This is a genomic window from Bradyrhizobium sp. 23, from assembly GCF_023073295.1.
GTDB classification, from domain to species: domain Bacteria; phylum Pseudomonadota; class Alphaproteobacteria; order Rhizobiales; family Xanthobacteraceae; genus Bradyrhizobium; species Bradyrhizobium canariense_D.
Window position 1 is genome coordinate 28,567 of the sequence record NZ_JADPJF010000097.1, and the last position, 25,527, is coordinate 54,093.

The 25,527-nt window shown below is 59.8% G+C and carries 28 protein-coding genes and 7 pseudogenes; 20 read left to right on the plus strand and 15 right to left on the minus strand.

The genetic code is table 11. The features are described 5' to 3' along the window. A pseudogene (locus IVB32_RS23415) lies at nt 1-313 on the minus strand (biotin synthase); the annotation flags it as partial. Nucleotides 314-438: 125 nt separating this feature from the next. On the opposite strand from IVB32_RS23415, the gene IVB32_RS23420 reads away from it, so the two are divergent. From IVB32_RS23420 to IVB32_RS23435, 4 genes are all read left to right on the plus strand, one after another. Beyond that, nucleotides 439-1,077, plus strand: a complete 639-nt coding sequence (locus IVB32_RS23420; protein WP_247282188.1) for a GntR family transcriptional regulator — start codon at nt 439-441, stop codon at nt 1,075-1,077. Between the two features lie 162 nt (nt 1,078-1,239). Beyond that, nucleotides 1,240-1,599, plus strand: coding sequence for a Dabb family protein (locus IVB32_RS23425; protein ID WP_247282189.1), 360 nt, complete (start codon nt 1,240-1,242; stop codon nt 1,597-1,599). 115 nt (nt 1,600-1,714) lie between these two features. Continuing rightward, entirely contained in the window at nt 1,715-3,109 is a 1,395-nt protein-coding gene (gene pabB, locus IVB32_RS23430; protein ID WP_247358134.1) for an aminodeoxychorismate synthase component I, read from the plus strand. Then, on the plus strand, nt 3,106-3,711 hold the full coding sequence (locus tag IVB32_RS23435; RefSeq protein ID WP_247358133.1) for an aminodeoxychorismate/anthranilate synthase component II: 606 nt from the start codon (nt 3,106-3,108) through the stop codon (nt 3,709-3,711). The genes pabB and IVB32_RS23435 overlap by 4 nt, the downstream gene beginning before the upstream one ends. Nucleotides 3,712-4,376: 665 nt before the next feature. On the opposite strand, the pseudogene IVB32_RS23440 reads toward IVB32_RS23435, so the two are convergent. The 5 genes and pseudogenes from IVB32_RS23440 to IVB32_RS23455 form a co-directional block, all read right to left on the minus strand. Next, a pseudogene (locus IVB32_RS23440) lies at nt 4,377-4,749 on the minus strand (pantoate--beta-alanine ligase); the annotation flags it as partial. Nucleotides 4,750-4,769: 20 nt separating this feature from the next. Continuing rightward, a complete protein-coding gene (locus IVB32_RS42800; RefSeq protein ID WP_256466594.1) occupies nt 4,770-4,901 on the minus strand; it encodes a hypothetical protein in 132 nt (43 codons plus the stop codon). Between the two features lie 129 nt (nt 4,902-5,030). Then, nucleotides 5,031-5,411 (minus strand): hypothetical protein, encoded by a 381-nt coding sequence (locus IVB32_RS23445; protein WP_247282192.1) that lies wholly within the window; start codon nt 5,409-5,411, stop codon nt 5,031-5,033. A gap of 60 nt (nt 5,412-5,471) precedes the next feature. Next, complete coding sequence (locus IVB32_RS23450; protein ID WP_247411640.1) at nt 5,472-6,182, minus strand: hypothetical protein; 711 nt, start codon at nt 6,180-6,182, stop codon at nt 5,472-5,474. A 39-nt stretch (nt 6,183-6,221) separates the two neighbouring features. Further along, nucleotides 6,222-6,464: a hypothetical protein gene (locus IVB32_RS23455; RefSeq protein ID WP_247358132.1), complete on the minus strand. Its 243-nt coding sequence runs from the start codon at nt 6,462-6,464 to the stop codon at nt 6,222-6,224. 376 nt (nt 6,465-6,840) lie between these two features. Between IVB32_RS23455 and IVB32_RS23460 the strand changes: the two are divergent. Together IVB32_RS23460 and IVB32_RS23465 are read left to right on the plus strand one after the other, a co-directional pair. Next, nucleotides 6,841-7,023 (plus strand): annotated as a pseudogene (locus IVB32_RS23460) (helix-turn-helix transcriptional regulator); the annotation flags it as partial. Between the two features lie 405 nt (nt 7,024-7,428). Beyond that, entirely contained in the window at nt 7,429-8,628 is a 1,200-nt protein-coding gene (locus tag IVB32_RS23465) for a type II toxin-antitoxin system HipA family toxin (protein ID WP_247358143.1), read from the plus strand. Between the two features lie 179 nt (nt 8,629-8,807). Here the strand turns inward: IVB32_RS23465 and IVB32_RS23470 are convergent, their stop codons facing one another. The 3 genes and pseudogenes from IVB32_RS23470 to IVB32_RS23480 form a co-directional block, all read right to left on the minus strand. Continuing rightward, nucleotides 8,808-9,023 carry a hypothetical protein gene (locus IVB32_RS23470; RefSeq protein ID WP_018457438.1) on the minus strand — a complete coding sequence of 72 codons (216 nt, stop codon included), beginning with the start codon at nt 9,021-9,023 and terminating at the stop codon, nt 8,808-8,810. Then, nucleotides 9,020-9,292 (minus strand): annotated as a pseudogene (locus IVB32_RS23475) (DNA ligase); the annotation flags it as partial. The gene IVB32_RS23470 and the pseudogene IVB32_RS23475, both read right to left, overlap by 4 nt. Next, nucleotides 9,292-9,504, minus strand: a pseudogene (locus IVB32_RS23480) (IS3 family transposase); the annotation flags it as partial. The pseudogenes IVB32_RS23475 and IVB32_RS23480, both read right to left, overlap by 1 nt. 1,147 nt (nt 9,505-10,651) lie before the next feature. Here IVB32_RS23480 and IVB32_RS23485 point away from each other — a divergent pair. Beyond that, the gene (locus IVB32_RS23485; RefSeq protein WP_039800088.1) at nt 10,652-10,837 is read left to right on the plus strand and encodes a hypothetical protein; all 186 of its coding nucleotides are present in this window, start codon (nt 10,652-10,654) and stop codon (nt 10,835-10,837) included. A 369-nt stretch (nt 10,838-11,206) separates the two neighbouring features. Beyond that, complete coding sequence (locus IVB32_RS23490) at nt 11,207-11,665, plus strand: cupin domain-containing protein (protein ID WP_051113032.1); 459 nt, start codon at nt 11,207-11,209, stop codon at nt 11,663-11,665. Between the two features lie 69 nt (nt 11,666-11,734). On the opposite strand, the gene IVB32_RS23495 is transcribed toward IVB32_RS23490, so the two are convergent. After that, entirely contained in the window at nt 11,735-12,001 is a 267-nt protein-coding gene (locus IVB32_RS23495) for a hypothetical protein (protein WP_247282196.1), read from the minus strand. A 334-nt stretch (nt 12,002-12,335) separates the two neighbouring features. On the opposite strand from IVB32_RS23495, the pseudogene IVB32_RS43090 reads away from it, so the two are divergent. Next, nucleotides 12,336-12,444: pseudogene (locus IVB32_RS43090) on the plus strand (DNA ligase); the annotation flags it as partial. Here the strand turns inward: IVB32_RS43090 and IVB32_RS23500 are convergent. After that, nucleotides 12,420-12,677, minus strand: coding sequence for a hypothetical protein (locus tag IVB32_RS23500; protein WP_247403341.1), 258 nt, complete (start codon nt 12,675-12,677; stop codon nt 12,420-12,422). The pseudogene IVB32_RS43090 and the gene IVB32_RS23500 overlap by 25 nt on opposite strands. A gap of 807 nt (nt 12,678-13,484) precedes the next feature. On the opposite strand from IVB32_RS23500, the gene IVB32_RS23505 reads away from it, so the two are divergent. The 5 genes from IVB32_RS23505 (at nt 13,485) to IVB32_RS23525 (ending at nt 16,680) form a co-directional block, all read left to right on the plus strand. Next, a complete protein-coding gene (locus tag IVB32_RS23505) occupies nt 13,485-14,195 on the plus strand; it encodes a hypothetical protein (RefSeq protein ID WP_247358130.1) in 711 nt (236 codons plus the stop codon). A gap of 139 nt (nt 14,196-14,334) precedes the next feature. Further along, a complete protein-coding gene (locus IVB32_RS23510) occupies nt 14,335-14,592 on the plus strand; it encodes a hypothetical protein (protein WP_247411642.1) in 258 nt (85 codons plus the stop codon). An 845-nt stretch (nt 14,593-15,437) separates the two neighbouring features. Next, entirely contained in the window at nt 15,438-15,644 is a 207-nt protein-coding gene (locus tag IVB32_RS23515) for a hypothetical protein (protein ID WP_247358129.1), read from the plus strand. A 37-nt stretch (nt 15,645-15,681) separates the two neighbouring features. Further along, nucleotides 15,682-16,011, plus strand: coding sequence for a GcrA family cell cycle regulator (locus tag IVB32_RS23520; protein WP_247282304.1), 330 nt, complete (start codon nt 15,682-15,684; stop codon nt 16,009-16,011). Between the two features lie 357 nt (nt 16,012-16,368). Continuing rightward, on the plus strand, nt 16,369-16,680 hold the full coding sequence (locus tag IVB32_RS23525; RefSeq protein ID WP_247282201.1) for a hypothetical protein: 312 nt from the start codon (nt 16,369-16,371) through the stop codon (nt 16,678-16,680). A 546-nt stretch (nt 16,681-17,226) separates the two neighbouring features. On the opposite strand, the gene IVB32_RS23530 is transcribed toward IVB32_RS23525, so the two are convergent. Both IVB32_RS23530 and IVB32_RS23535 read right to left on the minus strand, forming a co-directional pair. Beyond that, nucleotides 17,227-17,493 carry a DUF3551 domain-containing protein gene (locus tag IVB32_RS23530; protein ID WP_083926480.1) on the minus strand — a complete coding sequence of 89 codons (267 nt, stop codon included), beginning with the start codon at nt 17,491-17,493 and terminating at the stop codon, nt 17,227-17,229. A 375-nt stretch (nt 17,494-17,868) separates the two neighbouring features. After that, on the minus strand, nt 17,869-18,153 hold the full coding sequence (locus IVB32_RS23535; RefSeq protein ID WP_247367257.1) for a hypothetical protein: 285 nt from the start codon (nt 18,151-18,153) through the stop codon (nt 17,869-17,871). A gap of 526 nt (nt 18,154-18,679) precedes the next feature. Here IVB32_RS23535 and IVB32_RS23540 point away from each other — a divergent pair. Next, nucleotides 18,680-18,847 (plus strand): hypothetical protein, encoded by a 168-nt coding sequence (locus IVB32_RS23540; RefSeq protein ID WP_018460477.1) that lies wholly within the window; start codon nt 18,680-18,682, stop codon nt 18,845-18,847. A 110-nt stretch (nt 18,848-18,957) separates the two neighbouring features. After that, entirely contained in the window at nt 18,958-19,176 is a 219-nt protein-coding gene (locus IVB32_RS23545) for a hypothetical protein (protein WP_247282203.1), read from the plus strand. Between the two features lie 49 nt (nt 19,177-19,225). On the opposite strand, the gene IVB32_RS23550 is transcribed toward IVB32_RS23545, so the two are convergent. Continuing rightward, nucleotides 19,226-19,792, minus strand: coding sequence for a MarR family transcriptional regulator (locus tag IVB32_RS23550; RefSeq protein ID WP_018460476.1), 567 nt, complete (start codon nt 19,790-19,792; stop codon nt 19,226-19,228). 725 nt (nt 19,793-20,517) lie between these two features. On the opposite strand from IVB32_RS23550, the gene nadA reads away from it, so the two are divergent. Genes nadA through nadC form a run of 3 tightly spaced genes read left to right on the plus strand, consistent with a single transcriptional unit; the run spans nt 20,518 to nt 24,171 of the window. Then, complete coding sequence (nadA, locus tag IVB32_RS23555; RefSeq protein WP_247357288.1) at nt 20,518-21,624, plus strand: quinolinate synthase NadA; 1,107 nt, start codon at nt 20,518-20,520, stop codon at nt 21,622-21,624. A gap of 52 nt (nt 21,625-21,676) precedes the next feature. Then, nucleotides 21,677-23,281, plus strand: a complete 1,605-nt coding sequence (locus IVB32_RS23560; protein WP_247357287.1) for an L-aspartate oxidase — start codon at nt 21,677-21,679, stop codon at nt 23,279-23,281. An 11-nt stretch (nt 23,282-23,292) separates the two neighbouring features. Continuing rightward, the gene (gene nadC / locus IVB32_RS23565; RefSeq protein ID WP_247282206.1) at nt 23,293-24,171 is read left to right on the plus strand and encodes a carboxylating nicotinate-nucleotide diphosphorylase; all 879 of its coding nucleotides are present in this window, start codon (nt 23,293-23,295) and stop codon (nt 24,169-24,171) included. Nucleotides 24,172-24,361: 190 nt separating this feature from the next. Here nadC and IVB32_RS23570 read toward each other — a convergent pair. Then, nucleotides 24,362-24,592, minus strand: a pseudogene (locus tag IVB32_RS23570) (cell wall hydrolase); the annotation flags it as partial. A 639-nt stretch (nt 24,593-25,231) separates the two neighbouring features. On the opposite strand from IVB32_RS23570, the gene IVB32_RS23575 reads away from it, so the two are divergent. Continuing rightward, the coding region (locus tag IVB32_RS23575; protein ID WP_247411644.1) for a hypothetical protein at nt 25,232-25,527 on the plus strand (296 nt) is incomplete at its 3' end.

The following is a 25,527-nucleotide window of genomic DNA, read 5'->3' on the forward strand; positions in this document are numbered from 1 at the left end:
CTTTGGCGCGCTGTGCGCTGGCGACCACATCGGCGCAATCCATCAGGCGGGTCGCTTTCAGACCGGTCTGGTAATGCGCGCTCTGGGAGCAGTAGCCGCAATCTTCCGGACAGCCGCCCGTCTTGATGCTGAGCAGGCTTGCGGTTTGGACGTGGTTTGGATCGAAGTTGTCGCGGTGAACGCTTTGCGCCCGAAACATCAGGTCGGCAAACGGCAGGCTGTAGAGCGCTTGGGCCTCGGCGCGCTCCCAGTTACTGCGGAGCTGTGCGCCGATTCTACTGTCGTTCCGTTCTACTCTCCCAGAGGCAATCATTAAGACTTGCGTTCCCATCAATGATTGATCATAGATAACACTGGCGATTATCTATGATCGTTGACCTTCGCTTGATGCTAATCCACACCGCCTGCGAACGCACCCGTTTTTTCGATAGATAATCTATGATGACCGACAGCGAGAGTACGACCGTTGCCTGGCGCATTGCCGAGTCAATCGGAGAGCGCATCATCAGCGGCGCCATCCAGCCAGATGCCCCGCTGCGGCAGGATCATGTCGCGCGGGAGTTCAACTCGAGCCACGTCCCGGTACGCGAGGCTTTTCGGCAATTGGAGGCGCAACATCTTGTCGTCGCTGTGCCCCGTCGCGGCGTTCGGGTTGCCCCGCTTGATACCAATTCAGTGAAAGAGATCGCCGAGATGCGTGCCGCGCTCGAAGTGGTCGCATTGCGCAATGCGGCGCCAAAGTTCACGTCCACCCATTTGGCACGAATTGAGCTTGCCCTGATTGAAGGAGACAATGCCCAGACGATTCAGGATTTTGAGATGGCCAACCGCGCCTTTCACCAGGCGCTGGTGGCGCCGTGCGCGATGCCGCGCCTGCTCGCCAGTCTCGACGGACTACAGCTTGCAAATTCGCGATTGGTGTTCGCGATGGCGCGCAATGCTGGGGGGCGACCGCGATCCAATCAGGATCACCGCCTGATTCTGCAGGCACTGCGAGCGCGCAACGTCGATCAAGCCTGCAACCTGCTCGCACGCCACATTCAGACGATTGAGCGCCTTGCCCTTCCCGTGTCCTGACCAGAATGAGATTGGCGGGCTCCGCTTCAGGCCGCAGGCCATCGCAAGAGTGTCAAACCCTGTCTGTTTGCCGCGCGAGGCGGCATGTGGCACTAGCGTTGCAGCAGGCTCGATTCCAAGATAGCTATGCGATCTGCTCGCGATTTTAACCTATGGCCATCCATGATCCGTCACATCGTCTTGTTTACCGCCAAAGATAAGGCCCATATCGACCAAATGATCGAAGGCCTCTCGCTTCTCACCAGGATCTCGCATGCCCGGCGGCTCGAGATTGCTCGCAATCGCAAGGCCGACCAGTTCGGCAACGATATCGACGTCGTAGTCTATGGTGAGTTCGACAACGAGACGGAACTCGCAGCCTACAAAGCGCATGAGCTCTACCAGGAATCGATCAGGCGAGCACGACCACTGCGCGAGCTGCGCCTCGCGGCCGACTATGACTTATCAACAGATGCGCGTTTCGTCTCAGCGGCAGGCGTAGTCCAACTTAGTCCGCGCATCGCATCCACCGACGGGGCTTAGCCTGACACTCAATCTCGAGAGCTTGCGGCGCTCCGACCAGCGTCGCTCTCGTTGTGGTCGGGATCATATTCGAAGCGTGTCTCACAGCACGCCAGTCGCCGGTGACTCATAGCCGATGCACGTCCGTGAACTACAGTGGATTGAGCCTATCACAGCGGTGCAATGTCTCGCGCATCGACCGCACCTCTCGTTTCTCGATAGCGCAGCAACGCATGAGTTGCTCGGGCGTTACTCATATGTGACCTGCGATCCATTCAGCACCTACATAGTCGCGGGGGGACGGGCGAGTTGCAACGGCGAAGATATCGATGGCGATCCATGGGGAGTTCTTCGCACTCTTCTCGCCAACTATCCGCAAGAGCATCGTCCCGATCTCCCGCCATTTCAGGCAGGCGCGGCTGGCTTCTTCGCTTACGATTTGAACAGGACGCTGGAGCGATTGCCGGCGCCGGCAATTCCCGGTCAGCGTTTACCCCATTCCATTCTGCATCTTTACGACGTGGTCGTCAGCTACGACCACCGGAACAACAGATGCTGGATCGTCTCGACCGGATGGCCGGAGCAGGATCCCGCACGTCGCGGCGAGCGCGCACGTCGTCGAGCCGATGAGTTCGCAGCCCTGCTTGCCAACCCAAAGTCGCCGCGGATCGTGCTCCCCGGCACAGCGGGCGCATGGAATTCAAACTTCAGCCGAGAAGCATACATTACGGCGGTACAGCGCGTCATCGACTTGATTCTGGCCGGAGACCTCTTCCAAGCCAACATTGCGCAGCGCTTCACGGCCAGGCTGTCGACTATATTCGATCCGCTCACCTTCTATCGTCAACTGCGGTCATTGAACCCGGCACCCTTTGGGGCCCTCCTACGGTACGGAAAGCTGACCATCGCATCGAGCTCACCTGAGCGATTCCTGAAGCTCGACGGAACAAAGGTCGAAACACGGCCGATCAAAGGCACGATCGCGCGTTCGGCTGATTTCAACGAAGACCAGCGCCGCGCTAACGTGCTCGTTGCGTCCGAAAAGGATCGTGCCGAGAACATTATGATCGTCGACCTCCTGCGCAACGATCTATCACGTGTTTGCACTCCACATTCAGTCGACGTTCCAGCCCTGTGCGATCTCGAGTCCTATGCCTCAGTGCATCACCTCGTCTCCGTCGTTACGGGTACACTCGCGGGAGACGAAGATGCGGTTACGCTACTGCGAGCTTGCTTTCCTGGTGGCTCCATTACGGGGGCGCCCAAGGTGCGAGCGATGCAGATAATTACGGAAATCGAGCGTGTGGCGCGAGAGGTCTATTGCGGGGCGATCGGTTTCATCGGCTTCAACGGGGAGATGGACACGAACATCGCGATCCGCACTGTAACGATCGACGATGATATGGCTGTGTTTCATGCAGGTAGCGGTATAACGGCGATGTCGGACCCGGCGGCAGAATACGAGGAGACGCTTGCCAAGGCGCAGCGAATCTTTGACGCATTTCGTGCTGAAACATCCGGTGCGCTTTGATTGTCATCATCGACAACTACGACTCCTTCGTCTTCAACATTGCCCGCTATTTCCATAAGCTTGGTGAAGCAACGGAAGTATTCCGGAACGACGCGATGAGCGTGAGCGAGCTTGTTGACCTCAAGCCGCGCGCAGTGGTCATCTCCCCCGGTCCGTGCACTCCAATTGAGGCCGGAGTATCTACGGCCGTCGTCCGCGAACTTTCGGGTCGCGTTCCAATTCTCGGCATCTGCCTCGGACACCAGTGTATTGGGAGCGTATTCGGCGGACGGGTGGCGCGTGCACGTCGCCCTATGCACGGTCGGTCCTCGTATGTAACGCATGACGGCCGAGGGCTATTCAGGGAGCTACCGTCGCCACTTTGCGTTGGTCGCTACCATTCTCTTGTTGTTGAGCTCGATGAGTCATGCGCACCGAATCTTACGGTGAGAGCGCGTTCCGACGAGGGCGAGATCATGGCCCTCGCACATCGCTATCAACCAACTTTTGGTGTGCAGTTCCACCCGGAATCGATACTTACCCAAGACGGGCACGTGGTGCTTAAAAACTTCTTGCGACTCGCAGAGACTTATCGCTCGCAGCAGGATAAGACAGCAACGTGAGGTACGTGGGTTGGAGTGGGGCTGCTATCTCGCGAAGCCAACTATTACCCGGCGGCCAGTGCGAGGGCGCTCCGCAGCCCGGAAGGTGGGTGCCGCGCTGCGGAGAACAGCGCGCTACTACGTTCGTTTCCGCCGGCCGGCGGGGGGCGCTCAGCGACTCATGGGGCTGGGCTTCGTGCCTCTGCGCTATTTACAACGTTGCGTAGAACAATTTCAGACAGCTGCACAACCAACTGTTTAAGACGCGTAATCTCTTGCTTGCAGCGTTCAAGCTCGCACTGTTCGTCGGTCATGAGCGACATTTCGCGGCGATCTCTATTTGCGGTAACATGATTCATCTAGATGCACCGGAGTTGACGCTGGTAGTCGAGCATGCCCCAAGAGATCGTATGCATTTTCGCAATGAGTGGCGAGCTCACGCCTAAATCCTGCGTTTGACTGCTATCTTCAGGGATTTCATCGCCTCCATCAGAAGCGGCGGGAGACCGATCGATCTGCAACCAACTTGTTCGGTAGTCGCGGTCTGACCGTGCCCCGCGGATTTAATCCAGTTTGAAGTTCGTACTGGCCCACGACACGGACTGGAGCATGAAGCGCAGCCGCTTTTCGGAACAGCGGATCATAGGGATCTGAAGGAGCATGAGACGGGCGTATCGGGGCAGAGCTCATAGGCAGCTTGGCGCCGCTACGGGGCAGATACGGTCGAGCAATACGTTGTCGATGAGGTGCGTCGAGCCGATGTAGGCTGCCGCGCACAAGGTGGCAGGCCGATGTAGCGGGCTCTCAACTGGCTCGAGCGTATCGGCGTCGAAAAGCTCGAGATATTGCAGGCGGTCGACGGTCTCCAGATATTGTTCGGCGATAACCAGCAGCTCTTTCCCGTCGCGCTCTCCTGCCTGAAACTCAGCGCGCGCCGCGAAGAGGCCACCTCTGATGGCGCCGGCGCGCCGACGTTCTTCCTGGATGAGATACCGGTTGCGACTGCTCATCGCGAGTCCCGTCGGTTTTGCGGATTGTGGGGACCGTGACGATCTCAATTGTGTTTCATTAGTTATTCGTCACCCGCCCTGATGCCGTAGTTGCTTTCCCGTCATGTTCCGAAACATTTCGACGTTGCGCAGCGTGTAGATCAGAATGGCATAGGATTCGGTTTTGGCCTTCTTCTGTTTGCTGCGTGTCGGCAGATTCATGCTCGTCTCCAGCGTCGAAGGCGGCGTTCAACATAGACGACAGGGTCGGCGGTGGACAACCGACGACCCGATCTGCCTTGTTCTGACCCATAATTCCTCCGGGATCCTCTTTCACAACGGGATCCTCTTTCACAATTCAACCCTGAAGAGATCGTGCGCGACCCGCTCCGAGGCCGTACCTCGGATGCGTGTCTTGGCCTCCGCACTGCCGGCGCGCAGCTTGCCACCGACGGCGAGATCGGCAAGTCCGCGAACCGAGAAGGATGTCGCGCCACAGCGGCGGCCGAGCGACTTGATCGACGTCGTCGGCCACCGGATCCACCAATACTCGAGGCAGGCGGGCCTCCCGTCGATATCAGCTGCCACGTACACTTTGCCCGAGAGGTTCACCTCCCAATAGACGTCGACGCTCTGCGACGGTTCGACCCAGACCGTGACCACATCGCTTGCCCGCGATCCAGTCAGCGGCAACATCAAGAGCACGACCAGGCCAAGGATGCTTCGCTTCATAGATTCCACTCCTGTCTCAAGGCGATGCGAGGGGCTGATGGCCCCTCGAACGCGCGGTCGTTAGAGGTCCCGCGGAGGGCGCGGTCTGAAAATCAGCGACCGTCCTTCGGATTTGACATCGAAGAACCGGTCGGATCCCGCGCCGGTGAACACCCGGGATCGCCGGTCGAACGTTGTGACGTCGATGTGGACCGACCGCAGGTTGGGCGGCAGTTCGAAAGTTTCGTCGCGATTCCAGCTCAACTCGCCGGTCCGGGTCGGCCCGTCTTCCTCTCGGGTCTCCATCCTGTAGACAGGCAGGCTGATCGAGCAATCGACCCAGGCGTCGTGGGTGCCTAGCCAATTGTCGCGGTTATCGACCCGAGCGAACATTGTGAGCCCATTCTCGGTAATCGACGCGTCTTCAATACCTTCGCAGCGGCCGTGATCGCCACCGCCAGGCAGCAGATGGATGTCCTCGCGCCGCGTAAGGTCGAGACGCCAACCGAGGGCGGCATCGGGTGCTGCAACGGCCCGCGGGACCCGCGAATTCCGTCTGCGGAACTGGCCCAGATTGATGGTACGCGTGTCGGTCATCTCGTTCTTGAGGACGAGTTCGACCTCCGCATAAAAGTCGAATGCCTTCTCTGCGACGTCGCGACGGTCATGATTTCCTCGATGCCCAGAAATTCGAAGCCCAGCTGGCCCTCGGCGCCTACATTGAGCTTGTTCATCAGGCTCGCGGCTTCGTTCCAGATATCGACGAGAGTCTGCAGAGCGGCCGCGGCGCAATACAGATTGCAGTTTTCTTCGGCGGTCAGGGTCTCCTTCTCATGGGCCGTGAGCGCCTTCCCGAATGTAGACGAGGTACAAATCGCCAATCAGAGAAGCATTCGTCGTGAAGCGGAACTGGAGCTCTTCGGCCGCGTCGTTCTTGTCGAATGTGGAAGGATCGAACTCCGAAATGTTCGCGCGTGCTCGCTCCTCCTGCTCCCGAAGCTGCCGCATCAAGGGCATGATGCGACGCGGGTACGAATGAAGGGGCACTTCGTCGTGAAGGGTATAGGCCGTCACGAATGCATCCCATTCGAGCTTTGGTGAGAGCCGGATTCCCTCGCGGCGAAGACGCTCGATCTTGTCCTGAAAGTTCGTGATATCTCGACCCGAAGCTCGTGGAGCCGACTGTAGGGGATCCCGCTTGCCTGCCCGAAATAGCCTTCCGTGTCGGCGTACATCGTTCTACCTCCGTGTTCTGCCCGCCGCAGTTTGGCTGGGCTCGCGGAGGCCAATCGGGGTTTTCGCGCGAAAATCCCAAAGTGAGTGTTCCGGTGGGATCGACGGCCGGGAACCGACATGTGGGGGCTTCAGAGCCGGCTCACCATGGCGTTCGAGAAATGGAGCGTGATATATCATTCTTATCGAAACGATCCTTTGATTAGGATTATATATCATGTCGTATCCGAGCGAAGAGCTTGTCCGGACTGTCCAGGCGAAACGCACGCAAGAGCGCATAAGCCAGCGTGCGTTGGCGGTCCGATCGGGTCTGACCCAGGCGCACATCTCCCAGATAGAGACCGGCCGGGTCGAACCGGGCCTGTCCAGCTTCATCCAGATGGTCCGGGCACTCGACCTCGAGGTCGTACTCGTGCCCAAGAAGCTGCTTCCCGCGGTGGAGGGCATCCTGCGCTCAAACCTCAACGAATTCTCCTTTGAGGAAGGACCCTCAAACCTCTTCGTGAAGGCCGAACGCATCGTTTCCGGACAAAGGAAGCGCCACGGTAGCTCCGCTGCGCTCGACCGCATCGCCGAATACTTGCGCTTTCTGAAGCAGGTCCATCTTTCGAAAACTGACCTGAACCTTGTCCAAGACGTCGTCGATACGCTGCGAGGCTATCGCGCCGAACCTATCCCCAACCCAGTGCTGGAAAATTCGGCAGGCGTGTTGCAAGGTCTACGCAACCGGATCGCGCATCCCGTAGAAGCCCCCCGCCCGGCCTACGCTCTCGACGAAGAGGATGACGATGCTGACGTATCGGTCCTGGACGTACGCCTGCACGACAACCCGATCGCGACCCTCACGCTCATACAGGGCGACCGGTCGCTGCTCGCCTTCAACCAGAGCTACATCGACGACGCCGCACGCCCAACATTGAGCCTGTCCTTCAAGGACACGTTCGGAAATCTGCTCACCTCATTCAAACCGTATCAGCAGGTCGTTCCGCCCTTCTTCTCCAATCTTCTGCCGGAGGGACCGCTGCGTCGCTACCTCGCGGAACGCGCGGGCGTGAAGGAAAAGCGCGAATTCTTTCTTCTCTGGATGCTGGGCCGGGACCTCCCGGGCGCCCTGTCAGTCCATCCGGCGGAAGGAGAAGCGTTGCCTTCCCAAGTCGAGGAGGATCTCACACCGGACGAGCGGCAGAACTTGCTGCGCTTCTCGCTCGCGGGCGTGCAGCTGAAGTTCTCCGCGCTCAAGAACGATCCTGCCGAGCTGACCATTCCCGTCCAGGGCGTCGGCGGTTCGTGGATAGTCAAGCTTCCGTCCCATCAGTACCCGGGCGTGCCGGAAAACGAATTCTCCATGATCACCCTGGCGAAGGAGATGGGCATGGAAGTGCCCGAGCTCCAACTGATCGACGTCGAGTCGATCAAGGGGCTTCCGGAAGGAATCGGCGAGCTGAAGGGACGTGCGCTCGCCGTCAAGCGGTTCGACCGCTCCGCCGACGGACCGGTCCACATGGAGGACTTCGCGCAGGTATTCGGCGTGTTTCCGGACGAGAAGTACGAGAAGGCCAACTACCGGAGCATCGCGCGCGTTCTCGGCATCGAGACCGGCGAAGCCGGCGTCGCCGAGTTTGTCCGACGCCTCGTGTTCAGCACCCTGATCGGCAACGCCGACATGCATCTGAAGAATTGGTCGTTGATCTACCCCGACCGCCGCACGCCCGTCCTGTCCCCCGCCTACGATTTGCTATCTACGATACCGTACATCGCGGACGACAAGATGGCGCTGAACTACTCGCGCACGAAGAAGATGACCGAATTCTCCAAGGACGAGCTCACGCATCTGGCGGCGAAGGCGAAGATCTCGGAAAAGCTGGCCGTCGACACGGCCGCGGAAATCGTCCAGCGCTTCAAGAAGATATGGTCGGAACGCAAGGGCGATCTCCCGCTGGAAAAGAAAGTCGTCGAAATCGTCGACGCACATGCCGCTTCGATCCCGATCTACAGCGAATTCTGAGCCGTGGCTTACTTAGCCGGATCGAAGGGCGGCAGCGCTGACATACAACCCCACGCTGGTCATCACTGTCTCTCCCGTTCAATCGGATGGGCCACGCCACGCCTTCCAGGATCGTTTTAGGCAAGCCATGCGCTTGCGGCCTCCTAGGCCGCTTGCGGCCTCCTAGGTGGCAAAGACCTTTACCCAACCCACATCGCCAGCGCGCTTATGACCATGCTCGTAAATCCAGACAGACTCTTGTCGTTGTTGAGCGCCGCCTCGTTGACCTTCTCACGGTCAAACCGATCCTCAGGCGGAAGGTCCATGACAGCGTGGTACGGTTCAGCCGGGGTCGTGCGCCGATCACCCGGAGGCTTTCCCGCCCATTCTCTCCATTGGTCGAACGCATCAGTCATCCCAAAATTTTCCTCAATCCCTTGAAGAACGGATGCCGCACTTTTCCTTCGGCGCTCTTGGTCCTGTACTCGATCTCCGCCAGCAATTGCGGTTCACCCCAAATGCCTCGATGCGCGATGCGCTTCGTGTAGGGTTGTGTCTTGCGCATCAGCGGGTTGAGTTTCTTCTGAAGCTCCTTCGCGTCGGCTGGCGAAAAGCCGTGATCAACTTTGCCCGCGTAGATCAGGTCCTCGCCCTTGCGGCGACCAAGGTAGAGGCCATCCCATTCTTGTGGTTAATCAGATAGCCCTCCCGCTTGAGCAGAGCATGCAGCCGCCGATAACCGAAGCGGCGATGCTCCTGGGCGATCGCCAGCATGCGCTGGCGAAGGCTGGTATCGTCAGCGCGGGTGGTTTGGTATCTCACGGTCATGCGGCAACAGCCGATGGCTTTACACGCCTGCCGTTGGCTCATCCCGAATGCCTCTCGCAGATGGACGACAGGTTCCGCTCCCCCGCGGGCGTTGCGCGCCGTTTACGGAGTCGAGATCAATCCACTAGCTGTCGCTACAATCCACCGGTTGCCCCAACGCACGATCGAATCGATTCGCCCGATGCCGGGAACTGTATCGCCGCGCATTGCCATCCGAACCCCATCGGGCCCTCCGAGAACCGCCGTTCCGCCGCGAACGTCAAGAACGGTCCAACCCTCAATGGTTGCTGGTCTTGTCTCCGGGGCAGGCATGAGAGGTCCGCTGGGCGCTATCGAGCCGGTCGCCGTCATATCTGCTTCGATCGCCTGAGAAACGGTGCTCGATACGTCCACGGATTGATGAGGCCTGTCGGACCATGTGGCTGTAGGTTCGGCGGAAATGCTCGCTCCATCCGCGGAGAATTGACTTACGCCTGGCGGTGTTCGCAAAGCCAAAGTCGATACCGTCTTTCGCGGGCCTCCGGTCCTGCGGCCTGACTTCGTTTCGGCGCTTCGAGGCGAAGGCGTTTCTGTCTGAGTGGTTGAATTGAGCGACGCGAAAGTTATAGGACCGTACCGACCAAAACCGGCAGCCCATCCCAACGCAAAACCAGCGATCACCGCGCCTGCGACCAGCCAATTGGTGCGCTTTCGATCGCCGTCTGCTTTCAATAATGCAAGAACCTCTTCTCGGCTGGCACTCGAGAAATCCCGCGCGCTCAGCCTCACACGCGCCATTGGGTCTTCGCTCGCTTCAGCGACCCTCGCCTCGATCTCTTCCAAGGTATTCGCCTGGCGCAATCGCATGATCGCATCCCTTGTCGCTCCCCAATGATCATGCTGCAAACTGAATCAATCATTAACGGCGAATGAGCCGCCAGATCAATATTGATTAGAACCATTGCGCAGCGGGCGACTAGAGGTGGGGTCATGAATCGCACGGCGGCGATAAGTTCAGCTTTCTTAACAGGGGATCCAGCCCGTCCGAACGGCACCGCTTAGCCTCAGCCTGCTTTAGAGGCTGATCAGCCGCGCCCTTTCTTGGTCCTTTCGCGGCGTCGGCTCTTTTGTTTGCGGCCCTGGCGTTCAGGTCATGGGGATCGTGCCAATGACGAGGCGTAAAGTCGCGACGCGGTGGAAGAGCGACTTGCTTTGGTGCGGATGGCGGTAAATCAGCTTGCTCTTCTTCGCCAGGCTGGACGTACGTAACATCCGCGCGCTCACCGGCAGCTGGCATATCCAGTTTGATTGTGAATGGCAGGCGATCAGCCTTGTTACCGGCTACTATTGGCATGACCACATCGGCAGCGGGCGGCGGCCCGGATTTCTTCGCGGCTGCAGCAATAGCGCCCAGTCCAACTAGGCAAGCCACTCCAAGCACGACGATTCTAATCACGTGGCGGCTCCCGGTGCAGAGCGGCCCAACGGTCATGATCAGTTGGTCCAAAATGAGGCTGCTCGCTTGGTGTGGTTAACCCACGCAGCGTTAAGCTGAAACATGGGCTCCTGGCTTGGAGCAGTAGCTGAGTAAGCTTCGAGCGAGAAAAAGCAAAGGGCCGAGTTCTTCGATGTTTCGTCCGAGCGTTGGCAAGCCAAGGTCAGCGGAGCTGTCACTCTTGATCATAAATCTGCTAAGGCCTCCAATCGTTAGAATGCGGCAGCGGCAGGCTAACTTTCAGTTGACTTGCTTCACCGCTGGCACACGATGGTCGCTCACCAAAAGGAGGAGATCATGCTCAGTCGCTTGCTCGCTTCGGCTTTCGTCCTGGCAGGTGTGAACACAGCCATTGCCGATGATATGAAAATGCCGATTAACTCTGGTGAGCTTAAATGGGAGGCAGCACCACCCACCTTGCCGAAGGGGGCCGACATCGCGGTACTCTCGGGCGACCCGTCCAAAGAAGGGCTGTTCGTTCTCCGCCTAAGAATGCCAAGCGGTTATAAAATTCCCGCCCATAATCATCCAACAGATGAAGGCGCTACCGTCATATCGGGCAACTTTCACATCGGAATGGGCGACAAACTCGATGAGAAGAAAGCGATCGAGCTAACAGCGGGCGGATACGCCGAAGCGCCTGCCAAAATGAACCACTATGGTTGGACAAGTAGTCCTTCCGTTGTTCAAATTCATGGCCAAGGGCCACTCGGGATAACTTACGTCAATCCCGCAGACGATCCGAGTAAGAAGTAGCGAAGCAAACGAATCGTCTCTGTGTCGCAAGGCAAAAGAAAAGCCCGGACGGTGGTCCGGGCACATTTGTTAGTCGTTGTCGTGATGAATGACGGTTTTCTCTCGGCTGCCGTCCTCATTCTCTTTCTTAATGACCGTCGTCCTGTCACTTTCCGTGTGCTCAGGCTCCCTGATGACCGTTGTGCGGTCCCGATCAACGGGTCGGTGCTCGTGAGACTCTCCGACTGTGACGCCTCCGCCGACCGGACCGGCCTCAACGCCGACACCGACTTCATCCGCGATTGCGGGTGTCGCGATTGCACTCACGATCGCCGCAGCAAACAAGTACTTGCGCATCCTATTCTCCTTCACTTCGTGAGTTAGAGAATGTCTGCGTGCGACAGTTCGTTCCAGAACAAGGGGTGTCAAGCTGCTCATTGTTCACGCAAGTTCCCGTTCCGGGTGAGGCCTTGGATTGGGCGGAACGATTGAGGTTTATCAAACCGCAGGTCTCTTCCGAGCATTGGTTGCGCCGTCTCTCGGAGTGGCTGAGTGGCATCGGATCTGAAGTTCTGGATGGGCGGGGCAGCATCGCGATGATGGCCGCCGACGCCGACTTTCGCAACGCATGGACGGATGCCAACGAAGCAGGCTCACGGGGCACGCGTTTCGTCGCTAAGCGGATCGCCCAAAGGGCCTCCGGGTCGGGCCGAAGCTGCTGGCCGAGGTCGAGTACCGCGCGAAGTCGGCGGAGAAAAGTCCGGCCACCCGATCTTCAAGGCTTGCGGAAAGATTTGTGACGGGGGCCTATGATCGCGGCAGGAAGCAAGCCCGACGTTAGCGCTCGTTGCGCATGTAGGACTACGCTCGCAGATCTCCCGGTGGGCGGGATCATCATATAGATCGAGGCCTGCGGATGCCCTTGCTTGGCAAACGTATCGAAGCCGGCGCGCTGCTCCCGAATGGCCAGCATGGAGAAGAACACAAACGCCGCCCCAGCGACGGCGATCAACATCCACCAGCTGCGCTTCATGTGCGCCTCCGTCGGAGCTCGCAACACCGATACCGCACTGGCGATCAGCTTGCGATGCTCGTTACGCTCAGGCCTTTCGTAGGATCAGGTTCCCCCCAGAACCGGTTGCGACACCGCAAACGCAGGCCCCTCGGCTGCCCGTGGGCGGCGGTCCTGCGGTTCATGTTTCAATTTTACCTTTTGAAACAAGCGACCAGCGCGGCCGTTTACGGTGCGTAAGAAGAAGGTGGAGGACGGCTTCTTATGCAACAAGCACCGCTGCCGGTCTGCTGGCCCTCTCCGCTGCGAGTGCCTCGGCCGCCATCGCATGTCAGGGGGCTTTTGCTGCGCGTTCATTCCCGCTAATCCCTACTCCCCGTCCCCGGCCATCGTCATCAATCCTGATTATTGCAGGCCGCCGACAGCAACCATAGTCATTCACGAGCGCTGGCGTCCGGTCGAGCGCTTCACCCGGGAGTACGTCGTTCGAGACTATGGCGGCTTCGACGATCCAGAATGGTAGCCAAGTCGCACATGGAAATGCGATGGCCCCAGCACGCAAACACTGAGGCCGGTTTAATGATGGGCGACGGAACAGCTTCCGCATTCGCGGCCGATCCGAGTTCCCGGCTTGTGCCGCTCCCTCGGGCGGGAGCAAAACCTCCCCAACGGTTGGCGAACTCGGCTGCAGCACTGGTTTTCAATTCGGACCCGAATCTCGTTTCAGACCCACAATGAATCCATGGCGCCGCCAGAGTTGAGCCGCATGGCAGCCTAAGTGGCCGCGAAGGGTGGTCCCGGTGAGGGGCGCAACACCGGGAGTTTTCGATGTCCGGTTATTTGCGAGTTTGCTTCGCCGGTTTGGTTCTTGTTGGAGGTCTTGCGGCGACACCTGCGGTCTCCGACCCTTTTGCCGACTTGTTCAATGCCGCTCCGCGCGAGCCCGCAGCAACCTCTTTGGCGCAAGCGCAATGCTTGCCGCGACCCGGCAACACGACCGCGGACGGGGCGCATTGGGTCTATCGGTTCGACGGTCACCGTAAATGCTGGTTCCTGACCGAGGGTATGGCGAAGGTGAAGAAGACAGTTCGTCATCGCGGTGCCCAAGATCGCACCGCCAGTTTGGACGAGAACGGGAGTGCGCGGCCCAGGAAGAGCGCGGTGGTTAATGCGCGCGCGGAGTTGCTGCGCTCCGCACCGGCCGAGCCCTCCCAGCCGCCTGCAGCCGAAATCAAGGTGGCTGATGCCGCTTCCGTGCTCGATATGGGCACCACCATGACCTCAGCGGTACCCACCGATCTTCACAGCCGGCCGCCTACGCCTGAGCACTCCGTGCCCGGCCAAATTGACGTTGAGCAGCTCCTCGCGCCCGCCGGCTCACCTCCAGCTATGCCAATGGGCGCGCACCTTGCAGAGGCGCACGACGAGGCACGCAGCTGGACGGCAACTTGGTCAGGTGTGCTGCTGATGATGCTTGGTGGCTTCTCAATCCTAAGCTCGAACCGCACGCTTCGGCACGCAGTGAGATTACGCCAGTGAGGTAGCGCAATAGCCTAGGCACGTACGCGCGCCGCTGCGCGATCGATGAATTTCAAGTATAGCCGAATTGCCACACGTACAAAGGTTCCGCCCGCCCACACTTAGTTTGCCCGCCGCCTTAGACGAACATTCGATTACAATGACGGTCCCGTTGGGATCGGATTGCGGAATGCGGTACAAAGCATTCGTGGTGGACAGCAGCCGGCAAGTGATCTGCGTGGCGAAGCTCGACTGCATTGACGAGCAGGCGGCGCGGCGTCGAGCCGAGCAAATGCATGCCGAGCACGACGTTGAGCTTTGGCAAGGCGATCGATTTGTTGCTGTGTTCCGAGGTGCAACGACGAACGACAATGAGCGCGCGATCCTGAATAGACGGCCGGTCTCGCCGCCGAGTTGACATTCGAATATTGTGAGTCATGCCTGCCTGGCAGGCTGCCGACATGTCGCAGGGCCAAAGTCGCCGAGCATGCCCATAACACACCCCGCGTCTTCGGAACCGGGGTGCAGCTCGGGAATGGGTTTCGCGCTGAAAAACATTGAAGCGGTTGAACTTCGCGCAGCTGGATTGGTCGAGAAGTGGCTCCAGACTCAGATATTGGACGATACCAGCATGACTTGGTCTGGGCGAGCTTGAAGTCTCGCGCGAGAGCGCCGTCAGCCGCATGGCGGCAAGAGCGAGTTCCTGATGTACTCGGAGGAAGCGGACACCTTCTACGAAGAAGAGGTAATGCTGGGAGCGTTGGACGAGAGTCACATTATCCGCACCATCGAATATTGGGGTGTTGAGCGGCAGCGTCGTCCCGGGTCAGAACACAGAGCCGTAATTGTCGCAGAGTGAATCACGAGCCGTTTTTCAACGTGCTAGGGGTCCTCAATCGTTCAGTGCCGATGATCGCAGTGCAGCTCGGAGCTTTTAAGCTGGACGAAAGCAACGTGGTTCTTCATGGCGTCACTGTGTTGGATGTTACCGAATAGACGCCTGAAGTAAATACTTCGGAGGAGGCTGAACGAACGGATACGGAAGTATTGGGAGAAGAAGCGCGACTTTGCTTCATTGGCCGTCCTGGACAAGATTCCAACCGCCCTGAAGGCGGCTGGGCTCGAGGAACGCCTGTCATACAACAAGCATCACGTAGCACTTGGATAAACGGGTAATAACTTCTGTTGGTTTCACCCTCGCAGACGCGCGTGCCGTCCGCCATGAATATGCGACTACGCGTGTTTTCGAGGAGTAGCAGCCACATGAAGCAACATACCTTCGAAGCATTTTCCACCACCGCGATCTACTGGACACCGCTTGTGCTTATGGGCACCGCAATGCCGCCAAGAGATCCCGATGAAGACGAGGAGGACGAAGACGACGAAGAGGAAGACGACGAAGAGGAAGACGACGAAGAGGAAGATGACGCTGACGAACCGCCGGTCGTGCGCGAGCCGGACGACGACTAGACTAGCGTGTTCGGCAGCCAGGGGTATAATATTTGTCATGGGCTGGCATGCGAATGACATAGCGCTCCTCAATAGGCTCTGGTCCGCAGGACAGAGCGCGGCGCAGATAGCGCGTCGTCTCGGGTGCAGTCGTAACGCGGTCTGCGGCATGCTGACCCGTCTGGGCCTGAAGCGCGGCCACAAGCCGCCCACAGCAACGCCCAAGATAAGGCCGTCCCCGAAGCTGAGGCCGACGTCGTCGGCAGCCTGCGCTCGTCCAGTCGCACGGAAGGTGTCGCGGAACACAGCGGAGAGGCAACAGCCCAAGGAATTCAGCAAGCAGCAGCTCTACTCCATGCTGGCTGAGGCCGTCAGAAACACTGACTAGGAGCTCACCACCAACGTCGTTGCGCTCCTCGCTTCAGCTATCGTACACGAACCGACGCACGCAAGTCCGTCCGACGAACTGCGTCCATAAAGACCATAGCCTTGTTGCAGCTGCACAGATCGGCAGCTAGTTGGCTTCTTGTTTCGCCATTCCGCTCAACGCCAGGTTTCTATTGTTCTGGAAGCTCAGGGTGCCAGATATTCGGACCTTGTGCTGAAGCAGTGCCTTCGCCGCCGCGATCTGCTCCCGAGTACGGCGGAGCATCTCTCGTGTCATTTGGCTTGCCTCGTTAACATGGCCTGTGCACTTCTATTGCGACTGTACCGAAAGACTGCCTCGATTTAGGAGCCGAGTTTAGTGGGTTGGATCGCGAATTTGCTCCGTCGGCCGGATGTCGGCCTGCGGCCTGGGAACGGCGCACAAGTAGACCTAGAACCGCTATCCGAGCACGGCGGCCGATGGCTGAAGTACAACCTGTTTCGCTTCCCGGGCGCGGTGTGGTCTGGCAAGCGCGGTTGCGTGGAGCTGGCCGAGGGCGACGTGATCGCACTGCATCTCGTGGTCGAGCGGTTGAAAGAGGCCGGGGTTCGAGTGAGGTTCTACGGGCGGCTTCGGCGCTGGGACGGCACGTCACCGGTCTGGACGTTGCTGGCACGCGGGAAGCAATGATCCGGCGACTGTCGCAGCGACACCGGCACCGCGCACGCTGCGGCCGGCCCCGCTCTTGGGCATTTTCTGCGTAATAAACAAGGCAGGTTTTAACTCGTCCCGCACTGCCCAATGCTGCTACCCTCAAACGTTTCCCAGTGTCACTTCATCTAGCTTGTTGTCGTCTACATGGGGCGCGAGGGCCCAGTCGCCTGCGGCCGCGCGCTACACCATCGGTTTCGGCGGCGAGCTTCATCGCCGGCACTGCCTCGCTCACGTCGTACTCGATGTCCATCGCACGCAATTATGGTCTCGGGTCGTAAACGATCACGCGTCGATGCAGAAATATGGAGCCCGGCCACGCACAGGTTTGACGCTGGTCTAAGGGTCGGGAAATCGCTCCTCTCTCATCGAGATAAGGTTACGCACTGAAGTCTTTTGGATATGTCTTGGGCAACTTGAAAACAAAGGTCTTGGCCTTGGGAAGAATATTGGTCGGTGTTGTCGAGGTCCGCAAAAGGGACAATCTCGACCAGGAATTGACAACGATCTCGTGGCGATCGCAGATCAGCGTGATTGTCCTGCCTGTCGCTGGAACGCGTAGATGGGATTCAGACCGCAATATGCGAGGGTGCCGGATGCGGTGGCCATGCATTGATCGTAGGTTGAGAACTGGCAGTTGCCAGGATATCCCCAGGTACGTCCCTGCAGGCAATAAACGTCCTGCCGAGCTGGGGGGATGTACGAACGAGCCCGCGGAGCGGCGGTCGAAGGTGATCCAAAGCAGACGAGCATGGGAAGTGCAAGCACAGCAATATAAAGAAGGTTGCGCATGATCTAGCCTCCGTGAAGTCTTGAGAGGATAGAGAGTGTAGAATTGACGCTTTGATCTTGGTCAATGGCAAAACGCTTAGTAGACGGTTTGACCGATCGGTTTCAAAGTAAGTCTAAGCGTCAGGCGCTCGGGTTTTGGAGCAGCTTTCCTGCGAGTTTTGCGGATGGAATGCATTTTTCAAGCGCGGTGGGGGTTCGTGCGTTTGAAAAACCTAGGAGAATAGGCAATCCGAGCTTGAGAACTCCGCGCACGGCAATATGCCGATTTGGGACAGCCGCAAACCCGCGCGCTTATCAAGCACAAATCGCCGCACTACTGTCACCTCAATTTGTGCCGCTGAGCGTGCAGGGAAGCTTCGGCGGGCTCAAGCTCGTCTAGGCTCTCGTGATCGGCCTGATCCGGCGCAGCTGGGAATTGGCATATTCCTCGCGCTCACGCGTGAAGTGCTCTTGGTGCGCTTTGAAGCTCTCGACCCGCTTCTTGATCTCTTCGCGTTCGCTGCCGTCATACTCTGACGCGCTGAGGTCACCCCGCTCGACGGCTTCCTTCGGCAGAGACCGGGGCAGCTGGATCTCTAGCTTCAGCGATTTGGTGAATGCCATCGTTTCAGCGACCAGTGCGTCAAGTTCGTTCTTCCAATCGTGCATTAACGCCCCCATGCGGCACTGCTGTGCTGGCCAGCTAATTCATAATAATCTGAGCTGCGGCTATAAGCACCGAAGCCGTCGCATGTAGGCCAGTCCCAAATCGTGTTATTGCTGAAAAAGGCCGCCGACAATATTGCCGGCGGCCTTCCCGGGTTCAAAATGCCTATCGTGAAAAAATGCGGTCCAGCCCCGGTGCGAGCGATCCTACACACAAAACGTCTCTCTTCATAGTTTTGCCGTTCAGAAACCTTAACGCGGGGCGATCCGGGTTTGCTCGAAAGGGGGGAGGCGTCCGGAAGAGATCACTGCCGCCTTGTTTCCAATTATGTGCAATCGGTCCGGACCTGTTTCGGCGTGGCTTGCATCAAAGCGCGTAATGGTGTTGCCTCGACGAGGTCAGCTATATCACGAGGACTGCAAGAGCCATGGTCTGGATGAATGGCGCTGTGAGCCCGGCCGTACATCGTGAACTGGACATTCGGGTTAGCGAGGGTTCTAAATGCCAGATTGTGTGATCGTTCGGGCCCATGGGAGGCAATTGGATGTCTTGCGCGAAGAGGCATCGCGCATTGCACGGGCTGCCAAAATCGACTGGTCGATTGAGCGCGCCGATGAGGGGGCACATTTTTGCTTCGAGAATGCCGAGGCGAAAAAGGCGTTCGTCACCAGCTGCAAGCGCTTTGATATGCCGCACCGAGACGCTTAGAAACCAAGTTCGCGTGCGATGAGTCAAGCCAGTCCAGAACTCTGCGCCGCACGCGTAGAGCTCGGGCCGCATACCGAATCTATCTTGAACGGGACTTCCAGAAAAGCGGCATGAGCCCAGGATCGACCATCGTATGGGCCGGGATGGCAAATCTGCTCATTGACTTTGACATGAGCCAGCCAGGTTCGCCCTTACTTGCTGCTGCAACGTCTCACGAAGCGGATGTGACCGTGTTGTCGCAAGAAGTTGTTGGACCCGAGCACCTGATAGATCGGCGCTGGTCGAACGCTGAGGCGGAATTGCAATGCGATGAGCCGATGGGCGCTTGATGATGACGGTGCCTGGACGTGCGTGGTACCCTCGCATTCAAGGCAACCATCAGCGATCCAACGAGCTTCCCTTCGTCGACTGAAGTCGTCCCCTGCCTCGGGTTGTCACCGCGCCAATATCCATGGCGGCTTTTAAACGAGCCCCGTCCAGCCGTCGCCTGAGCGCTGCAAATCGGCTAGACAGTTTGGTCAATTCCTCAACGCCAAGCTCACCGAACACAAATTGATCGAGTTCCTTCTGTTGTGCAGCGACGTTCGCGAGGCGCTTACAAGCCTTGTCGGTCAGTGACATGTGGACGACCCGACCATCCCTGATACAGGGCTTGCGCCGCAGAAATCCGGCCTTCTCCAGCGCCTTGGAATTTATTGTAATGAAGGACGGGTCAACTTTCAGCAATTTTGCCACCGTGCTGACTGCAACATCCCCCTCGCTCGTTAGGTCTGTCACTGCCATCAAGATTGTCAATTGTGGTCCAGTGATGCCGAGTGCCTTGGCCCGGACTTGAAGAAAATCCTCCAGACAGATGTTGAGGGATCGGACCTCCAACGTTAATCGCCGCACCAGCAGCTGAGTGTCAGCAGAGTCGTTCCCGACTTGCGTTGCTGGCTTGGTCAAATGCGGCGCCACCGGATGTTAGGTCCTATCCTCAGAGCTCGTTCGCACTGACAAGATTTCAACAGAGGATCTCTGCTCGTTGCAGCGATCCTGTGCAAGCATCACGCGCTCACCTGCGCCCACGATTTAAGAACGATTATTAGTGATTCGGATTACTGGCTTTTCGACGAGAATCTCGGGCCGCCGTTGGCGGACGCGCCTAACTGAGTTGCGAATGCTAGTAATCTCACCGAAATGCACGTTCAAAGGAAGATCTCGATCCGTAGTCTCGCGCAGCGGCGCGGCGTTTCGCCCGCTTCTATAGCGCCAATTCGAAGGTCTGTTGCCGGATCCCGGGCAACGGCTTCGAAATGGCTTCCATACTGAGCAGCTTTGGGGCGCAACCTCGCACAGGCGCTGCGGTGAAATTCATCGAAATTGATGGCCTGAACGCGGGATTCAATCGCATTGCGTTGTCGCGTCTCTGTCGTAGTTGCCGTCCACGAGCGCGTGTTACTCGACGGGTTATGCGACTTCACACTTTGCAGCCTGGTCGCCCCTTATAGGTTCAGTCGAGATCCAAAAATTCGACCGTGGAGCTCTTGGAGTAGTGTTAGTTGTCCTGGTCTAATTTACTCATTGAGCATATTTGAGCGCTGCTGAAATCGAACCCGGCCTCTCGGCCGGGTTTCTCAGGCTCCATATGTACTCAAATTGAGCCTATTTAACATTTGCGGGAGGCTTCAATGCCGATCTCTGGACTTTACGGCCCCGACGACTTTGCCAACCGACCGCAGCGCCAGACCACCGCTGCGCCGCGTCCCGTTCCAGTGGGCTCGAGGCCCGCACTGCCAATGCCTTCGCTGCAATGGACGCCGGAGGTCGAGCGCGCCACCGCGCCGCTTTACGAGCGCGTGAAACATGTGATCCCGCCGATCGAATGGCCGCTGATGGCGCCGACCATCAAGGCGATCAACGAGCTGAAGCAGGCGCGGGGCGCGGTGATCCTCGCGCACAATTACCAGGCGCCGGAGATCTTCCACTGCGTCGCCGACATCGGCGGCGATTCGCTTCAGCTCGCAGTCGAAGCCACCAAGGTGAAGGCCGACATCATCGTGCAGTGCGGCGTGCACTTCATGGCGGAGACGTCAAAGCTGCTCAATCCGGACAAGACGGTGCTGATCCCCGATACGCGCGCCGGCTGTTCGCTCGCGGCCAGCATCACCGGCGCCGACGTTCGCCTGCTTCGCGAAAAATTTCCCGGCGTGCCTGTCGTTGCCTATGTCAACACCTCCGCGGAGGTGAAGGCCGAGGTCGATATCTGCTGCACCTCGTCGAACGCGGTTCAGGTGGTCGAGAGCCTCGGCGCACCAAGCGTGATCTTCCTGCCCGACCGCTATCTCGCCACTTACGTGGCCTCGAAGACCGACGTGAAGATCATCGCATGGAAGGGCGCCTGCGAGGTGCACGAGCGCTTCACCGGGGCCGAGCTGCGCAGCTACCGCGAGGCCGATCCCTCCGTGCAGATCATCGCCCATCCCGAATGCCCACCTGACGTGCTGGCCGAGGCCGACTTCACGGGTTCGACCGCGCACATGATCAACTGGGTACGCGAGCGGCGGCCGCGGCGGCTGGTGATGATCACGGAATGCTCGATGGCCGACAATGTGCGGGCCGAGCTGCCTGACGTCGAAATGCTGCGCCCCTGCAACATCTGCCCGCACATGAAGCGCATCACGCTCGCCAACGTTCTGGAGAGCCTGCTGATGCTTCGTGAAGAGGTCACGATCGATCCCGCGCTTGCGCAACGCGCACGGCGCTCGGTCGAGCGGATGATTAATTTGAAGAACTAGCGACAGACACAGCGGCCGTGCCGGGACGACGGCGGAGTAAATGGAGACAGCCATGCACAACACCATCCACACCCTCACCCGCTCCGACGACGTCGTCATCGTCGGCGGCGGACTTGCCGGATTGTTCTGCGCGCTCAAACTCGCGCCGCGGCCCGTGACATTGATCTCGGCCGCGCCGCTCGGACTGGGCGCGTCGTCCGCATGGGCGCAAGGCGGCATCGCCGCGGCGGTGGCTGAAGGCGATACGCCGGAAGCGCACGCCGCGGACACGGTTGCCGTCGGCGGCGGCATCGTCGACCAGGCGGTCGCACTGGGCATCGCGCGCGAGGCCGCGCCGCGGATTCACGACCTGCTCGCCTATGGCGTGCCGTTCGACCGCGATCTCGAAGGCAGGCTCGCAGTCGGGCGCGAAGCCGCACACTCGGCGCGGCGTATCGTGCATGTGCGTGGCGATGGCGCGGGCGCCGCCATCATCGCGGCGCTGAGCGATGCGGTGCGGCGCACGCCCTCGATCCGAGTGATCGAAGGCCTCGTCGCCGAAGCGCTGTTGACCGAGGACGGCGCCGTCACCGGTCTTCAATTGCGCGAAGCGGGCAATTTCGCCGCACATCCGATCCTGCTCGCCGCGCGCACGGTGGTGCTCGCCACCGGTGGCATCGGCCATCTCTATGCCGTCACGACCAATCCGCGCGAGGCCAGCGGATCTGGTCTTGCGATCGCCGCACGCGCGGGCGCGGTCATTGCAGATCCCGAGTTCGTGCAGTTTCACCCGACCGCCATCATGGTCGGCCGCGATCCGGCGCCGCTCGCCACGGAAGCCTTGCGCGGCGAAGGCGCGACGCTGATCAACGGCCATGGCGAGCGTTTCATGGCGGCGCGCCATCCGCTCGCCGAGCTCGCACCGCGCGACATCGTGGCCCGCGGCGTGTTCGCGGAGATCGCGGCCGGGCGCGGCGCCTTCCTCGATGCGCGGCAGGCGCTGGGTGCATGTCTTGCCGACAAATTCCCGACCGTTCATGCAAGCTGTATCGCCGCCGGCATCGATCCCGCCACGCAGCCCATCCCGATCGCACCGGCCGCGCACTACCACATGGGCGGCATCGCGGTAGACGATCGTGGCCGCAGTTCGATCGACGGGCTCTGGGCCGGCGGCGAAGTGTCGTCCACCGGCGCGCATGGCGCAAACCGGCTTGCGTCGAATTCGCTGCTGGAGGCCGTGGTCTACGCCGCGCGCATCGCCGACGACATCGCCGGCCGCGCCATCCCCTCGCCCGCCCGGCTTCCCGATGCGCTGGTGCCGCCGCGCGGCGCCGCGTCAGATGCCGCGGCCGTGAAGCGGCTGCGGACGCTGATGAGCGCACATGTCGGTGTGATCCGCGATGGTGACGGGCTTGCGGAAGCGGTTCGCAGCTTCGCCGCGTTCGAACGCGAGGCCACAAGCATCGCGGTCCGCAACATGGCAACGGCCGCCCTGCTCGTGGCGGCGTCGGCCTGGAGCCGATGCGAGAGCCGCGGCGCGCATTTCCGCTCCGACCATTCCGCGGACGTTCCCGCACTCGCGCAACGCACCATGACTACGCTCACAGTAGTGCGCGAATTCGCGGACGGTCTGACCGAACGCCCGACACCGCGAGCCGCGCAACCCATGATCGCCTGACGGAGTCTGCCATGATCACCCCGACCTCTCTGCTCTATCCCGACGCCTTTCTCTCCCCGCTCGCGCTCGACGAGGCCGTGCTACGCGCGCTCGATGAGGATCTCGGCCGTGCCGGCGACATCACCTCGCTTGCGACGATCCCCGAAGCAACGAAGGCGCAAGCAATCCTGGTCGCACGGCAGTCCGGCGTGATCGCCGGCTTGCCGCTGGCGCTCGCCACCTTGCAAAAGCTTTCGCCCGACATCGAGATACGCGCGCATGTTCGTGACGCCGCGCGCGTCGCCCGCGGACAGCAGGTGCTGACGATCTCGGGGCCGGCACGTGCCATCCTTACGGCGGAGCGGACCGCGCTGAATTTCGTCGGCCGCCTGTCGGGCGTTGCAACACTCACCGCAGACTACGTTGCGCGCACCGAAGGCACCAGGATGCGGGTCTGCTGCACGCGAAAAACCACCCCTGGACTGCGCGCCTTGGAGAAATACGCGGTACGCTGCGGCGGCGGCTTCAATCACCGCTTCGGCCTCGACGACGCGATCCTGATCAAGGACAACCACATCGCGGTCGCCGGCGGCATCCGCCCCGTGCTGGAGCGCGCCCGCGCCCATGCCGGCCATCTCGTCAAGATCGAGATCGAGGTCGACACGCTCACGCAATTGCGCGAGGTGCTCGACACCGGCCTTGCCGACGCCGTGCTGCTCGACAACATGGACATTGCGACGCTGCGCGAAGCCGTCAGGCTCAACGAGGGACGCCTCAAACTGGAGGCATCCGGCGGTGTCACCCTGGATTCGATCGCAGCCATCGCGGCCACCGGCGTCGACTACGCCTCAGCCGGCGCACTGACGCATTCAGCGCCGAATTTCGACTGTGCGCTGGATATCGAGGCCTGAGGAGGTCTACTCCCTCTCCCCGTTCCTACGGGGCCGCAACGAGATTTGCTCGCGCCGAGAGGACTGGGGTGAGGGGCATCTCTCCACGTATTCGGCTGTCGAAAGACCTGTACCCCCTCGCCCGCATCGCAAGAGCGATCTTACGTCTCCCCGCAAGCGGGGAGACGTAAGAAAGGTTACCGCGGTTCGCTCACGCCATCTCGGCCGAGCTCTTCGCTTCCTCGGCGAGTTCGGGGGGGAGAGTGCGGCGGTCTGCGCGGGATGCCCCAGTTTGGTTCCTCGCTGGCGTCGCCCCAGGCGCAAGGCCGGTAGAAGGTGTGGACGGCGCTCGTGTCATCTTCTTCATCTCGGCCAGCCAGGACGGACGCACCCACTAGGCGTGGTAGTGCGTCGACTTGCCGACCTCGGGCAGCCAGATCTGGTCACCAGCATCGCCTTCCAGAGTTTCTGGCGTGCTTCCGCCTGCTTCAGCGGTTCGAGCGGCTGAATCGTCAGCGAGCGCGCAGCGTCTCGGGCCTGGGACCGATTGGGGATTGCGAGCGGCGGCGCGCGAACGGCTGAGGCGCCAGCGGAGAGGCGGTGTGCTACTGCCGGTCTCTGGCGTTGATGCGAAGATGCAGAGACCAGTGCCGAAGGACGCGAACCGCGCGCCCTTCGGACGGGTATGCAAATACACAAGTCGCTACGCGCACGCTACGCGCACGCTACGCTTACGCTAGAAAAATCGAACCGCAGTACATCCGTGCGATTCGAGTCTTCTCGTGAGTATCTAATTTAGGTTGCTGGGGCGTTAATCGGCGTTGCGCGTGCAGCGCACGCAAGCGAACACAGGTGGTTCCACGCAGTGACCGCGTGCACTGGTAAACGCCGCTCATGGTAACGATAAACATCCGGTCAACGTGAGTGGTCAGAAGCCCTGCACGCCCGTATCATAAGGGGACTCGCTGTGTTTCCCACTGTCTCACCATTGTGGTGCGGCCACTCCCTCGACCTCGCATCGGTGTTCGCCAGGAATTTATGAAGGGTACCCGGAAGCCCGATCGTGACCGGCAGGCCCTTCATGATCTCGAAGAAGCACCACGAAGTCGGCATGTGCCGCCGCGGGTCCGAAGCATCTATAGCTTGCCTGCTCGACCGTAAACTCGGTGTCCTGCATGTCGCGCTAGTGCTTCTCGAGCTCGTGTGGATCCGCGTCAACTCTTTCAATAGCCTGCGGCAGCGGCGATCCATCGACGCGTTGTGGGATCCCGTTTTCCGTGCTGCCTCACTGATGTTCTGCGGCGCACGAACGCTCGCCCATTACGCTCTTTGCACGGAATTCACGTTGCTTGCGGCTCGCGCTCTACAGGATGCCCC

What these genes read in the sequence shown, in the direction of transcription:
- IVB32_RS23560 (WP_247357287.1), top strand. Translation starts at nt 21,677, where the DNA reads ATGCACAACACCATCCACACCCTCACCCGCTCCGACGACGTCGTCATC.
- IVB32_RS23490 (WP_051113032.1), top strand. Translation starts at nt 11,207, where the DNA reads ATGCTCAGTCGCTTGCTCGCTTCGGCTTTCGTCCTGGCAGGTGTGAAC.
- IVB32_RS23470 (WP_018457438.1), bottom strand. Translation starts at nt 9,023, where the DNA reads ATGACTGATGCGTTCGACCAATGGAGAGAATGGGCGGGAAAGCCTCCG.
- IVB32_RS23420 (WP_247282188.1), top strand. Translation starts at nt 439, where the DNA reads ATGATGACCGACAGCGAGAGTACGACCGTTGCCTGGCGCATTGCCGAG.
- IVB32_RS23545 (WP_247282203.1), top strand. Translation starts at nt 18,958, where the DNA reads ATGAGCCCAGGATCGACCATCGTATGGGCCGGGATGGCAAATCTGCTC.
- IVB32_RS23500 (WP_247403341.1), bottom strand. Translation starts at nt 12,677, where the DNA reads ATGAAGCGCAGCTGGTGGATGTTGATCGCCGTCGCTGGGGCGGCGTTT.
- IVB32_RS23530 (WP_083926480.1), bottom strand. Translation starts at nt 17,493, where the DNA reads ATGCGCAACCTTCTTTATATTGCTGTGCTTGCACTTCCCATGCTCGTC.
- nadC (WP_247282206.1), top strand. Translation starts at nt 23,293, where the DNA reads ATGATCACCCCGACCTCTCTGCTCTATCCCGACGCCTTTCTCTCCCCG.
- IVB32_RS23510 (WP_247411642.1), top strand. Translation starts at nt 14,335, where the DNA reads ATGACGGTCCCGTTGGGATCGGATTGCGGAATGCGGTACAAAGCATTC.
- IVB32_RS23505 (WP_247358130.1), top strand. Translation starts at nt 13,485, where the DNA reads ATGTCCGGTTATTTGCGAGTTTGCTTCGCCGGTTTGGTTCTTGTTGGA.
- IVB32_RS42800 (WP_256466594.1), bottom strand. Translation starts at nt 4,901, where the DNA reads ATGAATCTGCCGACACGCAGCAAACAGAAGAAGGCCAAAACCGAATCC.
- IVB32_RS23535 (WP_247367257.1), bottom strand. Translation starts at nt 18,153, where the DNA reads ATGGGGGCGTTAATGCACGATTGGAAGAACGAACTTGACGCACTGGTC.
- IVB32_RS23445 (WP_247282192.1), bottom strand. Translation starts at nt 5,411, where the DNA reads ATGAAGCGAAGCATCCTTGGCCTGGTCGTGCTCTTGATGTTGCCGCTG.
- IVB32_RS23425 (WP_247282189.1), top strand. Translation starts at nt 1,240, where the DNA reads ATGATCCGTCACATCGTCTTGTTTACCGCCAAAGATAAGGCCCATATC.
- IVB32_RS23515 (WP_247358129.1), top strand. Translation starts at nt 15,438, where the DNA reads ATGAAGCAACATACCTTCGAAGCATTTTCCACCACCGCGATCTACTGG.
- IVB32_RS23520 (WP_247282304.1), top strand. Translation starts at nt 15,682, where the DNA reads ATGGGCTGGCATGCGAATGACATAGCGCTCCTCAATAGGCTCTGGTCC.
- pabB (WP_247358134.1), top strand. Translation starts at nt 1,715, where the DNA reads ATGCACGTCCGTGAACTACAGTGGATTGAGCCTATCACAGCGGTGCAA.
- nadA (WP_247357288.1), top strand. Translation starts at nt 20,518, where the DNA reads ATGCCGATCTCTGGACTTTACGGCCCCGACGACTTTGCCAACCGACCG.
- IVB32_RS23495 (WP_247282196.1), bottom strand. Translation starts at nt 12,001, where the DNA reads ATGCGCAAGTACTTGTTTGCTGCGGCGATCGTGAGTGCAATCGCGACA.